Origin of the sequence: Oceanospirillum sediminis, from assembly GCF_014164585.1 — a bacterium.
Classification (GTDB): Bacteria; Pseudomonadota; Gammaproteobacteria; order Pseudomonadales; family Halomonadaceae; genus Oceanospirillum; species Oceanospirillum sediminis.
Map to the genome: position 1 here is coordinate 37,823 of NZ_JACJFM010000033.1, position 15,332 is coordinate 53,154.

At 45.5% G+C, this 15,332-nt stretch carries 15 protein-coding genes; 7 read left to right on the forward strand and 8 right to left on the reverse strand.

Annotated features, from left to right (window positions below):
- Positions 1-72: 72 nt before the first annotated feature.
- The 5 genes from H4O21_RS19030 (at position 73) to H4O21_RS19050 (ending at position 5,902) form a co-directional block, all read left to right on the forward strand.
- Positions 73-618, forward strand: coding sequence for a tetratricopeptide repeat protein (locus H4O21_RS19030; protein ID WP_220495745.1), 546 nt, complete (start codon positions 73-75; stop codon positions 616-618).
- On the forward strand, positions 596-2,152 hold the full coding sequence (locus H4O21_RS19035; RefSeq protein ID WP_182810475.1) for a sensor histidine kinase: 1,557 nt from the start codon (positions 596-598) through the stop codon (positions 2,150-2,152). The genes H4O21_RS19030 and H4O21_RS19035 overlap by 23 nt, the downstream gene beginning before the upstream one ends.
- 469 nt (positions 2,153-2,621) lie before the next feature.
- Positions 2,622-3,629, forward strand: coding sequence for a cytochrome-c peroxidase (locus H4O21_RS19040; protein WP_182810476.1), 1,008 nt, complete (start codon positions 2,622-2,624; stop codon positions 3,627-3,629).
- Positions 3,630-3,643: 14 nt separating this feature from the next.
- The gene (locus H4O21_RS19045) at positions 3,644-5,248 is read left to right on the forward strand and encodes a methyl-accepting chemotaxis protein (RefSeq protein ID WP_182810477.1); all 1,605 of its coding nucleotides are present in this window, start codon (positions 3,644-3,646) and stop codon (positions 5,246-5,248) included.
- Between the two features lie 180 nt (positions 5,249-5,428).
- Positions 5,429-5,902, forward strand: coding sequence for an NYN domain-containing protein (locus H4O21_RS19050; RefSeq protein ID WP_182810478.1), 474 nt, complete (start codon positions 5,429-5,431; stop codon positions 5,900-5,902).
- A 239-nt stretch (positions 5,903-6,141) separates the two neighbouring features.
- Here H4O21_RS19050 and H4O21_RS19055 read toward each other — a convergent pair whose 3' ends face one another.
- Positions 6,142-6,765: a class I SAM-dependent methyltransferase gene (locus H4O21_RS19055; protein WP_182810479.1), complete on the reverse strand. Its 624-nt coding sequence runs from the start codon at positions 6,763-6,765 to the stop codon at positions 6,142-6,144.
- A 120-nt stretch (positions 6,766-6,885) separates the two neighbouring features.
- Here H4O21_RS19055 and H4O21_RS19060 point away from each other — a divergent pair, with 120 nt between their 5' ends.
- Positions 6,886-7,788 carry a LysR family transcriptional regulator gene (locus tag H4O21_RS19060; protein ID WP_182810480.1) on the forward strand — a complete coding sequence of 301 codons (903 nt, stop codon included), beginning with the start codon at positions 6,886-6,888 and terminating at the stop codon, positions 7,786-7,788.
- 108 nt (positions 7,789-7,896) lie between these two features.
- Here the strand turns inward: H4O21_RS19060 and hisA are convergent, their stop codons facing one another.
- The 7 genes from hisA to H4O21_RS19095 all read right to left on the reverse strand — a co-directional run bounded on the left by hisA (position 7,897) and on the right by H4O21_RS19095 (position 14,159).
- Complete coding sequence (gene hisA / locus H4O21_RS19065) at positions 7,897-8,658, reverse strand: phosphoribosylformimino-5-aminoimidazole carboxamide ribotide isomerase (protein ID WP_182810481.1); 762 nt, start codon at positions 8,656-8,658, stop codon at positions 7,897-7,899.
- 24 nt (positions 8,659-8,682) lie between these two features.
- Positions 8,683-8,946, reverse strand: coding sequence for a hypothetical protein (locus H4O21_RS19070; protein ID WP_182810482.1), 264 nt, complete (start codon positions 8,944-8,946; stop codon positions 8,683-8,685).
- Between the two features lie 33 nt (positions 8,947-8,979).
- Positions 8,980-9,324: a DUF3127 domain-containing protein gene (locus H4O21_RS19075; protein ID WP_182810483.1), complete on the reverse strand. Its 345-nt coding sequence runs from the start codon at positions 9,322-9,324 to the stop codon at positions 8,980-8,982.
- Positions 9,325-9,525: 201 nt separating this feature from the next.
- Complete coding sequence (locus tag H4O21_RS19080; RefSeq protein ID WP_182810484.1) at positions 9,526-10,827, reverse strand: methyl-accepting chemotaxis protein; 1,302 nt, start codon at positions 10,825-10,827, stop codon at positions 9,526-9,528.
- Positions 10,802-11,323, reverse strand: a complete 522-nt coding sequence (locus H4O21_RS19085; RefSeq protein WP_182810485.1) for a PAS domain-containing protein — start codon at positions 11,321-11,323, stop codon at positions 10,802-10,804. Before H4O21_RS19085 ends, H4O21_RS19080 begins: the two co-directional genes overlap by 26 nt.
- Positions 11,324-11,768: 445 nt before the next feature.
- Positions 11,769-12,722, reverse strand: a complete 954-nt coding sequence (gene kwaB / locus H4O21_RS19090; protein WP_182810486.1) for an anti-phage protein KwaB — start codon at positions 12,720-12,722, stop codon at positions 11,769-11,771.
- Positions 12,723-13,007: 285 nt separating this feature from the next.
- Positions 13,008-14,159, reverse strand: a complete 1,152-nt coding sequence (locus H4O21_RS19095) for an alpha-hydroxy acid oxidase (RefSeq protein ID WP_255487379.1) — start codon at positions 14,157-14,159, stop codon at positions 13,008-13,010.
- Between the two features lie 138 nt (positions 14,160-14,297).
- Between H4O21_RS19095 and H4O21_RS19100 the strand changes: the two genes are divergently transcribed.
- Complete coding sequence (locus H4O21_RS19100) at positions 14,298-15,197, forward strand: LysR family transcriptional regulator (protein ID WP_182810487.1); 900 nt, start codon at positions 14,298-14,300, stop codon at positions 15,195-15,197.
- The last annotated feature ends 135 nt before the right edge of the window (positions 15,198-15,332 follow it).

Consider the following 15,332-nt stretch of genomic DNA (forward strand, 5'->3'; position numbering starts at 1 on the left):
TGACATTCCGTGATGCCTGCTTGTTTATGCTGATGAAAAAATAATATTCAGCAACCAGACAGAGCTTATTCAATGATGAATCGAGTTACCCAAAAAACACTGCTTTCCTTTTGTTCCATTCTTCTTTTATGTTCAGCCTCACTACACGCTGATCAGAAACAAAGCAGGGAGGAATCAGAATTAAACACCAGCGACCTGTCCTACACCGTGTATATCAATAGCAATAAACGTATTAAATGCCTTTACGGCTATGCCGCTGATAAAACAGGAGATCATGAAACAGCTATCCGCATTTTTGAAGACTGCATCAATCGCTGGAATGACGTTTACTCAATGCTCTGGCTAGCCCAGATTTATGAATCCGGCGTTAGTGTTACAAAAGACCTGCAAAAGTCCACAGCACTAATGAAGCGTGGAGCCTTATCACAAGATGAGGCAGGATATTCAAGTCTGGCACGCTATCACTATGGTATTGCTTTATTTACCGGAACAGGTACGTCTCAGGACAAAAAGAAAGGTACAGAGTTTCTGATAAAAGCCGCCAGGGAAGGTATTCAGGAAGCCTGTGATTTCCTGACAGCCGAGGGAGTGAATTGTGCAGATAAAAAGCCAGAGTAAAGATACTGCAAAACCGACAAACAACCTGAACGGGCATCTTCAATCCGATCAGATATTACTGATGCTGACATTGCTTCCTGTATTCCTGATCGCCATTCTGGGCATAAGAACGCTCAACCATGAGATCCTGCTATCAGACTCAGAACGCCAGGCACTGCTGATCGCAGAAACAAGCACTCTGGCAGATCAGGTCGCTGACCAGGCTCATATAGCCTGGCAACACTGGCAACAAAAAGTAAATATGGCTACCGGTAGCATCAGTGCATTACGTGAAATAGTACTGGCCAATGATGCTATTGAACTGATCACGATCAGTACACCTGATGGCGACAGAATATTCCCACCCAATGCTTCTATTGCCGTATTATTCTCTGAAAAACAATCACTGAAACGCTACCAGGAGCATCTTACGCAATTAAAAAAGCAGCTTTCAGACAAGAAAACATCAATTGCGACCACTATCAATACTCATCAGGGCTTCAGTCTGACAGCTTGCTGGTTGCATAGTAATTTATTCTGTGCCGTGTTCAGACCGGACTGGCTGACAACGCAACTTAATGCAGCAGTGAAGCAATTTCTGAAACAACAGCCTGGTATTACAATCTCAGGCCTGGTGCCCACTTCAGAAAGCAATGCACAGGCCAGTGCATCACCTTCAAATCGGACAACACAAGCTCAGGTATATACCAGAGCACTGCCTTACCCTTTTCACCACTGGCAGATTCATTATTCTCTTACACCTGAAAATCACTGGTCACTATCTTCAGAGAACAACGCATCTCTTTATATAGTGTATCTCTCTATTCTGCTTCCGGCGCTGATTATTCTATTATTACTGGCGATAAAACTCAGCAGAACGCATCACAGAGAGCAGCAACAGGCCAGGGATAAAATCACTTTTCTCGCTCAGCTGGCCCACGAACTCAGAACACCACTGACTAACTTTTATTTATATACCGAGCTGATACGCCACAGTGAAAGTAAAGCTGACCGACATAAGTACTGTGATGTGCTTGATACAGTGTCATCCCGATTACAACGTACTACAGATAATGCGTTACTGTTATCTGAAACAATGCAGGCATCAAAGCCTGTTCTCTCTGATGCCTCTCCGAATCAGATCATCACAGACGTCATACAGGGATTCGTGCCCCGTATTCACCATGAGGAGATCATACTGGATTTACAATTAAATGCTGGACAGCCCTGTAAACTCGACTACCAGGCTGTTGAATCCATCCTATCTAACCTGATCGATAATGCGATAAAATACGCACCATGCAGCAAAGTATGTATCAGGTCAGAATATCAGGCGAGCAACCTGATCATCAGCATTCATGATACAGGACCGGGCATTCCGACCAGCAAAGTTAATGAACTGTTCACCCCTTTCCAGCATTCAGCTATACGCAAACAAGGGTTTGGCCTGGGTTTATCAGTCTGTCATAGAATGGTCAGACGTTCTGGCGGTCACATTGCCTATGACGGCAATCACGGCTGCAATTTTACTATCTGGTTTCCAGTACAGTTCTGAATATTTTCATGATTTACCAATCCGGGAAACAATAACGCCACAGGCAAAAAGAAAAAGCGCCCCTTTATCTGAACCTGAGATATCCCCGTTGTTCTACAATAATCAACTCATCTGAAAACGACAAAATCCTACACCCTCTGGAAAGATGTCTGTCTTTAATACTGCCCGTTCGGGTATATCCAGACAGTCTTATTGCCAGATTTTTGAAACCTGCCACAGTATCAAACTGACTATACGAACACTAATTTCCTGTAGTGTGCCCATTAACACGAGAGTAGAATAAAAGCTCCAGATTATTCTGCAAAAACAATACAAACTAAAATAACTGGCTCAATTTTGCGTCCGAAAAGACAGCAGATGCGTAACTGTCATAGCAACGGAAATAATTTTAACGAGTTAAAAATAAAAATGGTAACCACACTCCATGCTCTACAGCTCAGGGAATGGATAATGACTGGAGATAATAACTATGCGGTTCGACCTTTTTAAAGCCGCACTGGTATGTGCAGCTTTGCTCAATCCTGAGGCATCTTTCGCCACGGATGATACAGACAGTCTGAAACAGCTTTATCAGCGCCCGACTTCAATTCCATTTCCATCTGATAACCCTTATAGCGCAGAAAAAGCGCAATTAGGGAAAATGCTGTTCTTTGATCAGAGGTTAAGTCGCAACTTCAATATGAATTGCGCAACCTGTCATAACCCTTCGTTAGGCTGGGAAGATGGTGTTCAGGGTGCTTTTGGAAGTCAGGGTGTGACTCTGAGCAGGCACTCCCCCACAGTACTCAACATGGCCTGGGGAAAAGAGTTTTTCTGGGATGGTCGGGCGACCACACTGGAAGAACAGATTCGAGGCCCGGTGGAATCACCTAATGAGATGAATGTATCTCTGGATACCGTTGTGGAACGACTTAGCAAAGTGCCAGGTTATCAGACCTGGTTTGAACGTGTATTCCCCGATAAAGGCATTCATGTTGACGGTATTCTGAAAGCTATCGCCACTTATGAAAGAACAATCGTCTCTGGCACTGCGCCATTTGATCGCTGGGTATCCGGTGATGAAAAAGCGATATCTGATTCTGCTATACGGGGCTTTAAGCTATTCAATGGAGAAGCAGGCTGTAGTAGCTGCCATACCGGTTGGAATTTTACTGACAACAAATATCATGATATTGGCATTTTTACACCAGATGAAGGTCGGAAAGCCATTAGCCAGAATGTATCAGATCTTCACGCCTTTAAAACGCCAGGACTGAGAAATATTCGCCAGCGTGCGCCCTATATGCATAACGGAAGTATGGAGAGCCTTGAGCAGGTTATGCTCCATTATATGTCTGGTGGAATTCCCAGAGAGTCTCGCTCTGAATTGATGAAGCCTGTACCACTGAATCAGCAGGAAATCCGTGATCTGATTGCATTCATGGAAAGCCTGACCGGTGACGATCAACCCGTCAGCCTGCCTGTGCTGCCTTACTGATTCAGGAGAAGACTATGAATATTACACGTAAACTCTCACTGGGATTTGCTCTGCTGATTGTTCTGTTTACAGGACTAGGGCTTTACCTGAATCAGCAATTGAATCATCTGGGCGAAAGCGCTATTGCTGCTTTTGAACAACCGTTACAGGCGGTTGATCAGAGCCGTGCCGCCTGGGACACCTTCCGTAGTAGCCGTGAGCTGGCCAGCCGTCAGCTGGCCCGTATACATTTTTCTGATACCGCTCAAGCCGGCAAAGAGCTGAAACAGCTGCAGGAGATGTTTCTGATTCAGCTGGAAACGGCTTATAAAGCCACTGAAGCTTTAATGGTTGCAGGAGACTTCAATGCTATAAAGTCCACAGCCGATCAGTGGTACAACCTTAATTATCAGAGAATCTCGGGTAAAGGTCTGAATAGCCTGCCAGATGAAAAAGTGCTGACAGACCTTGAACAAAGACTGGGGACGGACCTTGAAAAGCTGGTTCAGGATAGTCTGAAAGCAGCCATGCAGCAGCAAGAGCATACCGTGCAACTGGTTGATCGGACGATGACCCTGAGCAGTATTCTACTGATCAGCGCGGTTATTCTGGGTGCTTTAATCGCATTTGGTCTGGGGCGCAGTTTATCTTCGCCTCTGAAAGAGTTACTGGCAGCAATTAAAGATCTGGCACAAGGTGAAGGTGATCTGACGAGAAGATTGCATTTAAAACGCAGTGATGAGATTGGAGAATTAGCTGATGAAGTTAATCTCTTTATCAGCAAAATTCACAGCCTGGTTTCCGATACCCGTACCTCACTATCTGCGGCATCTGACTCCCTTTCCAGTATGGGCCAGATGGTACAGAACACCTATGATGGAGTGAGCCGCCAGAAAGATGAATTAACCAAAGCGTCTGCAGCGGTTAACCAGGTGACACAGACCGTTGAAATTGTCTCTGAAAACTCCCATCAGGCTAAAGAACAGGCTGAAAAAATCAGCAATGAGGCCAGAGATAGCCTGCAACTGGTACTGAGCTATACCCGCTCTATTAATCAGCTGGCAGATGAAGTTTCCAGTGCCAGTCATAGCATACAGGAATTATCTGTTGCCAGTGACTCGATTACGGAGTTGCTGACAGTGATCGAGTCTATTGCAGACCAGACCAATCTGCTGGCACTGAATGCCGCCATTGAAGCTGCCCGAGCAGGAGAAGCCGGACGAGGCTTTGCTGTTGTAGCAGATGAAGTACGCTCGCTGGCGATGAAAACCCGGGAGTCTACAGAGCATATTCAGGAAACGGTCTGTAGTATTACTGGTAAGGTGGGAGAATCCCGTCAGGTCATGGAGCGCGGTCGCGATTTGGCGATTAGCTGTGTAGAGCAAAGTCAGTCTGTATCCGAGGCTCTGACTAAGATGAACGAGGGTATCAATCAGATTGAGCAGATGAACCTGAGTATTGCAGCAGAAACCGAACAACAGCGTCAGGCGATGGTCAGTATCAATGCCAATATGGAACAGGTTAATCAGGTCGCAGACGATACTCAATGCGTTTCAAGAAATATGCAGTCCAGTCAGGGTGAACTGGATTCAGCCCTTGGTCTGGTAGAGCAGAAAATGAGGCAATTTAAAATGCAATAGCCTGCTGTCAGATCAAGCATAGCCTGGCAATCCCATTGTTACAGAGCATCTGCCCTGTACCTGTAGCACAAACCCCACACAGGTCAACTGATGTGGGGTTTGTTCTTTCAGGTACCACAGCTTTTCTTTTCTGGCCAGACCAGGTTATTCTGCGTCATCAACTCACAGGCTGGCTGACTTATGAACCGGATTGCCGTATTTGCTGATGTACAGAATATTTACTACACCTGTCGCCAGGCCTATCAGAAACAATTTAACTACCGGTTTTTCTGGGATAGCCTGTCTGACTCCGGAACAATCGTACAAGCCTGCGCTTACGCCATTGATCGCAATGATCCCGGACAAATCAAATTCCAGAACGCACTGCGCCATATCGGTTTCGAGGTAAAACTTAAACCCTGGATACAACGCAGTGATGGTTCAGCTAAAGGCGACTGGGACGTGGGTATTACCATTGATGTGCTGGATGCGGCTAAACATGCTGATACCATAGTACTGCTATCGGGCGATGGAGATTTCGATCTTCTAATGGAAAAGGTTCGCACAGATTACCAGCGCCATACGATTGTACGCGGTGTACCAGCACTGACAGCAGATAGCCTGATAAGAAGCTGCGATCAGTTCAATGCTATTGAACGAGCACATCTGATCTGACATCCACCCAGGCCTTATCCCGTACAGTAGTTCAGCCTCCACTTCATAGCGTTGTAAGATGCTCCGGTATTCATCACCTAGCTTAAATGGTCTGAGAGAACCATTGAATTTATGGCTCAAAGAAAACGCCGGGTACTGTAAAAATTACAACCAACTTATAGCTACAAATTCTGGTCTTATCATGCCGATAGCTATTTTTCAGAGCAAAAAATCGAAAATCACTAATATTGATAAGATATCTACTCCGGTTTGCGTGCAACAATAAAAACAGCAGCATTTTTACCCGGCTGCCATTGATATTCAATATCAAAACCGGCCTGTTTCAGAGCCAGTTGCAAGCCGGATACAGAGAATACATAGACGGAAGGTAAAAAAGGTAAGCAGCGTAATAAAGGTGCAATCATTCTGAAAGCCAGACCACTATCCGATAGACACGCCGTGCTGGAGATAAAAACGCCACCAGGTTTTAGCAACTGATACACCCTATCCAGCTCCGCTTGTCTGTCAGGCAGGAGATGTAAGACACTCATCCCCATAATGACATCCCAGCTTTCCTGCTCACTATTCAGATGTTCCAGATCAGTACGAGCAAAAGTCAGATTCTCAATACCTGCATCCTGAGTCTTTTTCTCAGCAATGTTCAGCATCTGCTCAGAAATATCAATAGCATGAATATAAGCAACGTCAGGGGCATGAAAAATCGCTGTTGATCCGGTACCGCAGCCAAACTCAAGCACCCGACTCTCTGACGACAGATAGTCATGGGTGACATGCAGTTTTTTCTGATAACTGGCTTCGTCTGCAATAGGTTGTCTGGAGTAACGTTTAGCAATCATATTCCAGAAACCAGCGTGATGGCTCATATTCTCTCCTGTCGAAATACTTTTATTCAGATATCTACTGTCGCTATACTAGCCATACACATTTTTATTGAACATCATCAATAAAGCATTTCTGATAAACATATTTGCATAGATCAGGATATGGACTGGCGCTCAATTAATTTCGACTGGAACCATGCAAGGGCTTTTCTTGTGACCGCTGAAGAAGGCTCTCTTTCTGCTGCAGCGCGGGCACTGAATACCACTCAACCAACTCTGGGCCGTCAGGTAACAGCACTGGAGGAATCACTGGGCGTTGTTCTGTTTGAGCGCTACGGACGCGGACTTACACTGACTCCGGCAGGTCTCAAGCTGGTTGAATATGTCAAAAATATGAGCGAAGCAGCAAACCAGTTTTCTCTGGCGGCTTCCGGACAAACGGAATCTGTCGAGGGTAATGTGGTGATCTCAGCTTCAGAAGTAACCTCAGCATTTATCCTGCCAGAACTGCTGGAGCAACTCCGAACAAGATACCCGGGCATCACGCTGGAGATTATTGCCACCAATGAAACCAGTGACCTGCGACGCAGGGAAGCAGATATCGCTATCAGAGCTTTCAGGCCACAACAGCCTGACCTTATAGCCCGGCGATTACGGGATATCGCAGCTGGTTTTTATGCAACGCCAACGTTTTTACAGCGACTGTCTTCAGGTAACTCAGCGCCTGATTTTCATCAGGCAACGTTTCTGGGCTTTAATCACGGAGATGAATTGATTCATTTGCTGAATCAGCTAGGCATTCCGGTAACACAGAGAAATTTCCCTGTCATCTGCGCCAATCATCTGGTTCAGTGGCAAATGGTTAAACAGCATATGGGAATAGGCCTGATGCCTCTGGAGGTTGGAGATAACGATCCGGATGTACAGCGAGCTATACCAGATTTGGAAGAACTCAGCGTAGATTGCTGGCTGGTTGCTCACAGAGAGCTGCGCCATAACCGCAGAATAAGAGTCATTTTCGACTTTCTGGCACAACAGTTATCTGATTCAGACAGGATGGGATAACCCCAAAAGGTTATCCCTTCCTCCAATACTTACTCTCATACCTGGTTCTGAAAAATACGCCCCGGATCAGAATAAATAAGGTCATGATGATACAGGATTCTGAGCTTATCAGCTCTGCTGTCTGTTCCACTGAATGCACTCATCCAGAGTCACGCCTGTGCCACCAAAAATATCCAGTGCACTGCCAATGGTCAGATCAACCCTGCCATCAGATAGATCATGAACCTGCTTAAGATCATCCAGAGAACGAGCGCCACCGGCGTAGGTCACCGGTATAGTACAGAACTGGCCCAGCAAAGACACCAGTTCCTGATCAATACCACCCTGTAACCCTTCCACATCCGCCGCATGAATCAGAAATTCGGAACAATGTTCGGATAGCTCTTGCAGAGTCCGTTCATTAACAGCCAGTTCTGTAACAGTCTGCCAGCGATTAGTGGCAATATTCCAGCCCTGATCTGTTCGTCTGCAACTCAGATCAAGTATCAGGCGCTCTTTGCCTGTTTCCTGTTTAATACGCTCCAGGCGCTGCCAGCTGAACTGATCATTCTCAAACAGATACGAAGTTACAATCACATGAGATGCACCCGCCTCAAGGTATTCAGCTGCATTTTCATGATTAACCCCACCGCCAAACTGTAAACCGCCAGACCAGGTATTCAGTGCTTTTAACGCTTCCTCTTTATTTCCCGGTCCTAATGCAATGACATGACCTCCGGTCAGATTATGCTGCTGATACAAACGAGCATAGTAAGCCGCATCATAAGGACTGACATAGTTGGTATCTGCACCCTGATCATTCAGGCTACCACCAACAATTTGTTTTACCTGCCCCTGGTGCAGGTCAATACAAGGGCGAAACTGAGTCAAAATCTGGCTCCGTGCATATCTTTCTTAATAATTCGCGTATTGTAGCAGATCTTCTGCAGTATCAGGTCTTCTCTGTTTCACCAGAGCCTGAACAGTAATCAGCATAATAAATAGCGGGCACAAAGGTAAAGACCAGACCAGAACAGTACTGATACTGACATAAGCAACCATCATGCCCCCGCCAAAGGCAGAGGCCATCTGAGTGGCTGTTACTGTGAGCAGACCGAAGTTACGCCCACCCACATAAAAATCAGACGCCGTTTTTTGCAGCCCCTTGCTGGCTGCCACTATGTAACATTAATATAGCAACGAGAGCATGACTTAGAATGGCACATCATCCTGGTCAAATGGATTGTGATTACCGAAAGGGGCTTGCTGATCAAATTCAGCCGCATTTTCCTCTGCAACCTGGATCTTCCAGCCTTGCAGGTTATTGTAGTAGCGTCCATTATGTTCACGACCACGAATATCGAAAGTCACGGTCACTGTCTGCCCTGCATTAAGTTCATTAAGCAGATTGACTTTCTCCTGAACAAACTCAAGATTAATATCCTGAGGATATTTGCCCTCTTCGACTGTAACGACCATCTCCCGTTTGGTAAATCCACTGCCGAAGGTCTGGGGGTCCTGAATAACTTTAATTTTTCCTGTCAGTTCATATGCCATGATTTGTACTCGATCTGTAAAACTTAATGAGGGCCAGATTTAAGCAGATTGCAGAAAAGATTGCTTCTGAATTTTCATTCTATTCTGATTGTTGAGCAAATCGCTCGTATTCACTATTGTAAACACGGCTTTGTCTCTATCTATCACGGCCACTCAGTCTGATGATAGCAACGGAGCAGCTCTCTGAACGATATACACGACCTAACGCAGCCCTTCCAGCTGACGTTCAATATCAGAAAAGACCTGATCATAAATAGCAATCAATGCCTCTCTGTCTTCACCATCTTTAGCCCAGCGCCCTTGCTCAGCCAGGTCAACAGCTTTCTGCTCAATATCAGAGAGTTTTCTGATCTCTATGGTTTTACCATTCAGAATAGAGTTTACATCTTCCCTGGCCATTTGAGCATTCCTGAGCAGTTTCATTGAATCTCCCATAATATGGGTCAACTGACTGATACCATTGGCCTGCTTATTCACTTCGCATGCAGACTGCGCAGATTCTTTCAGAGTCTGACCAAAAACCCCGGAAGTTTCGCGGGCTTCATCCACAGCCACCCGGAGTGAATCGAAGCGGGTCGCCATAGAAGACAAGGTATCCATCATATTTTTTATCGAGACAGAGATTTCCTGTGCCGTATTTCTGGACTGATCGGCAAGGCTTCGAACCTCATCAGCAACCACAGCAAAGCCCCGACCCGTTTCTCCCGCTCTGGCCGCCTCAATAGCCGCATTCAGTGCCAGTAAGTTAGTCTGACCGGCCAGCTCATCAATCTGAGAGCTGCGATTACGAATTTCTGTTGCCGCATGAGTCAGATCCTGTAAAGCAGAAAAGCTGGATTCTGCTGATTGTCCGGCTTCTGTCAAAGCCTCGGCCATACGCGTCGCCGCTTCAACCATTGATTGAGCAGTTTCTGAAAAACCACCTGAAAAATCAGCAATATAATCTGCTTGCTGATTCACATTATCCAGCGTCGCATTCGTCGTATTCATAGCCGAGGACATACCTCGTTCAGAACGCAGGAAAATACGGGATAACAGGGACTCCCTATCAACAACTTCCTGGCTATTTCTCACATCATCCAGCACCAGCTGAATTTCCTCCAGCACACTTCGAAAAGTCCCATTCAGTCCAGAAACCTGAAGTGTCCGATAGTAGTGGCCATGACCGGAAGCCTGTACTGTACCCAGAATCTCTCGAAAGGCTGTTTCTGTCTGATCCAGAGCCGAATTAATTCGGACTCTTAACTGGTCCAGCTCAGGATCTGCCATTGTTTCAGGCAAGCGCTGCTCCAGATGACCTTTCGCAACCTGTTCGAACAACGCTCTGATTTTTACTACTTCAGGACTGGAGCGCGGTTTAAGCGACATAAGTAACAAGTAAACGCTCGCGCCAATGCTTCCCGCTAAAGTAGCCAGTGGAAACCAGAAAGATACAATACAACCAGCCACCAGAATAATCAGAGGAAGTAAAAAGTGACTAGATTGTGAGAACCAGTTCTTCATAACTCTTCCCCTCCTGTGCCAGATGTTTCTGTAAAACCTGATAGCCAGCATCAAGTGCATCGCGTGATCCGGCTGCTTTCTCAGCCGCCAGAATTTGTTCATATAAAGGCTGAATGTAATTCAGCGACTCATCCCTGGGGCAACGACGAACAGAGGTATAGCCGATCGGCTGTCCATTAGCTCCCGGATCAGGTGTCATGTGAGCAAAGACCCAATAGAAGCTGCCGTCCTTACTCATATTTTTCACATAAGCAAAAAACTCATGCCCGGATTTAATCGTATCCCAGGCCAGTCTGAATGCAGTTCGAGGCATGTCAGGGTGACGGACGATATTATGTTGCTTCCCCAGAAGCTCCTGTTCAGAGTAACCAGAGAATTCAATAAAAATCGGATTACAGTAGATAATCCTGCCTTTAGCATCGGTCTTGGAGACAATAAAGTCTTCCGTCCGCATCTTTCGCTCAACATGAGTTGGCTGAATCGATTTCGGCTTCAAAGTAACCTCACATAGTATTACCCAGTTGCCTCTGACTGAGTCTTCATATAAGAAATAATGGAATACACAACATAGCGCTGGCATCAGAAATCAGATAATAACTGCATGATAGAATCAGCCACCCGGCTCAGGCAGCTGACAGCATTATTCTGCGGTAAAATATTGAATAAAAGCTTTATAAAACAAATTATTAGACACCATTCGCCGAACCGTTATTAAACTATCAGGAAAAACCATAAGCAATGGTCATTCAGTATTACACCCTGATTATCGGCAAGACCTGGAATATGTTGATCGGTATCTGATCAAAGCTTCTTTGCAAAATATTGTCGCATTGCCCAACCTGCAATGAAGGAATACTGAGACACTGTTATTCAGGTATGAAATATCCGAATTAATAGCCAGAGATTCCGGAGCAAGCCTTATTTACAGAGAATCATCCAGATCAGATTCTGTCTTTATTTCGGGCAATATAGTCCCGACCGGTCAGGTTTGAAGTCAGTAGATCATCATCTAACAGCTCAAGAAAAGCACGGCACTTCTTAGCCGTATCCAGCTTAAACCGGTCCCCGGCTTCGTTGTATGCCAAAGCCTCGGAATAATAGTCTTTATTTTTGGCGTATTCGATTAACTGTTCGTTCGTTACGCCTGACTCTATCACTGCAGATTCAGAGAACACTTTGACAAACTTACGAGCAAAACCTGTTTCTTCAGCGATCTTTCCGGCAAATTTCTCCAGATCATCAATCAGATCCATTTCGTGCAGCTGTTCAGTGCAACGCCAGGCTTTCTCATGAATCGCCTTCTTAAAATTTAACTGGGATTCCAGTGCTTTTACATTCTCGATCAGATAATCATCACCCAGCTTCATAAAGACAAAGTTCGGGCTGATTTTCAATACATCCTGATCAAGCTTAATAATCCGGGTTTCATGAGCCGTCAGATTCAGCATGCCACGATCCGCATTCAATAAAGACACACTGTAAACATGCTGATAAAAACCAGCAGAAACACCATATTCATTTTCAAGAATAAGGATAACGGCTTTAATCGTGGACAGCTGGTTATCAATCACCTGGAACGTGTCTGCATCACCACTTCTGGCTAGCTCAATCGCATCATCCAATACAGAGAACCCGGCAGGCTGATCATCAAAATCAAACTGGTACAAAGCATGTTTTCGATCATCATGCTCAGACAGTAATGGTGCGGTGAAACTTTCGTTATCGATATACTTCTGTTCCAGAGAAGCACAGAACTCTCTTTTACAATCAGTCAGCTCGGCACTGCTCAGGGCTGAGTCCTTGATTTCGCCCTCTTCATCGACAAAATACACTCTGATTCCTGTGCTGCGATCCACTAATTGTTTAAGTTTTTCTTTTGCTTCCAGGGTATTCACTGAATGACCTTCCTTAACAAGATTACAAGACCAGTCAAAAATGGGATAGACCAGCTCTATCGGGGCGGGTATTGTACTCTTCACAGAAAAATCTGCCAGCGTGATATATTAAATAACACTGATTTCCTGAATTCAGTATCAGAAGAGCTTAAACAGAGGAAGATAAAACCTCAGAACGGCACCGAAGCAGATAATAGCCCCTCCGGTATTTTCCTCAGAAAAGAAAAGAGCTTCCTCAATCAGAAAAAGCTCTACAGACGCAGGTTCAGCCCCGTATTTCAAGTCTCAGCTTCTGAAACGCAGGTTATCCCGAGAAAGCTGATCAATAGATGTTTTTCCCATTAGCTTCATATCCCTCTCCAGCTCTGCCTTCATCAACCCCAGCGCTCTTTCTACACCCGGCTGGCCTGCTGCGGCCAGAGGGTACAGGTACATTCTGCCAATACCAACCGCTTTCGCCCCCAGAGATAACGCTTTCAGCACATGCGTTCCACGCTGTACACCACTGTCAAAGATAACATCAATTTCATCCCCGACTTCATCAACGATCTCAGCCAGCTGATCAAAAGAGCTTCTGGAACCATCCAGCTGACGCCCACCGTGGTTAGAAATAACAATCCCGGTACATCCGATATCAACGGCCCTGCGTGCATCAGCCCGACTCATAATACCTTTTAAGCAAAACTCACCATCCCAGAGTTTCACCATCTCAGCCACATCATCCCAGTTCATTGATGGATCAAGCATATTGGTAAAATAATCACCAATGGAGCTTGCTCCGGAACCCATATTAATATGCTGATCTAATTGCGGCAGGCTGAATTTCTCGTGAGTGACATAATTAATCCCCCACATTGGCTTGATAGCAAACTGAAGCATGCCTCCCAGAGTCAGTCTGAACGGGATAGAAAAACCTGTACGCAAATCACGTTCGCGATTACCACCGGTAATAGAATCAACTGTCAGCATCATAACCTGGATACCTGCTTCTTTTGCTCTTTCCATCATAGCCCGGTTCAGCCCGCGATCTTTATGGAAATAAAACTGGTAAACCTGAGGCGTATCGACCTGCCTGGCAATATCTTCCATGCTCACCGTGCCTAAAGAAGACACGCCAAACATGGTGCCATACTTTTCTGCAGCGGCAGCAACCGCCCTTTCTCCCTGATGATGAAACAGACGTTGCAGAGCAGTTGGTGAACAATACACCGGCATATCCAGTTTCTGCCCCATAACCGTCACAGAAAGATCAACATCTTTAACGCCGGTTAACACATCAGGGATAAGATCACAGGTTTCAAATGCAGCGGTATTGCGGCGATAAGTAGTCTCATCGTCAGCACCACCATCAATGTAATTGAAGATAGGCCCAGGCAGACGTTTTTTCGCCAGAATCCGGAAATCATGGAAGTTGTGGCAATCTTTCAGTCGCATCATCTCTATTTTCCTTATTGTTCAGTACATTGATAGCTGCTTCTGCGTGGCAGCTCAATGCCAGTCAATATAGAATGGATACAACTCATGATAAATATGACATAAACTAAAAAACTATTTCTAAAAACAACCTAATAAATTATGAATGCCGCCGATTTAATTCTTTTCGTCAATGTCGCTGATGCGGGTTCTTTTAATAAGGCCGCTCAACAGGCGGACCTTTCCACTCCGGCTTTAAGCAAAAGGATCAGCAGGCTGGAAGAAAGCCTCGGAGTACAGCTGATTCATCGTACAACACGGCGACTCAGCCTGACTGAAGCAGGTGAAAATCTTTATGTACATGCGAAAAATATTGAGGGGCAGGTTAACGATGCCGCCGCTGCCGTTTCAAGCTTCAGCCAGGGTTTAACAGGCACGATAAAAATGTCTGTACCTACGATTTCAGGAGAATTGCTACTAGCAGAAACCATCGCCGACTTCTGCCAGCAACATCCGGGAATAACTGTTGATATGCGACTGGAAAATGACTTTGTCAACCTGATCGAAGAGGGCCTCGACCTTGCGATCCGAACCGGAAAACTGGAGGACTCTAGTCTGATTGCAAAGCCTTTGCTGCAATCGAACTGGGTTGTTTGCTGCTCTCCTGAATATATTAAGCAAAATGGTGAGCCGCACACTCTGGAGGCGTTGAAAGCGCACAACTGCCTGGCCTATACCTATCAGGCTCAGGGATCTTTTGACTGGCGGTTTACTGTCAAAAATAAAGAACAGAGTGTGCGAATTAACGGCAGCTTTGCGACAAATAATGCTCAGGCTTTGCGAAAAGCAGCACTGGCCGGGTTTGGTATTGTCTACGTTCCCAGGTGCTGTGTTTACGAGGATCTGGTAGCAGGAAAACTGAAAGCCATTTTAACAGGGTACAAGCCACGGCAACTGGGTGTTTATGCTATTTATCCCTTTACCAAATACTTGCCTGAAAAATTACGTCTGCTGATTGATCACATAAAACAGGCTTATGAAAACAAACAGCAGTATTTCTGAAATGGCAGATAAACGGATGTAATTAGCCTTTATGTTAAGCCCCTTGTAACTATTCAGCTGCCCGGTCAAAGATATCTGGCAGCTGCCCACAAAATAACAGGGTTAAGGCATTACTTGCTGATACCGATTGTTTAC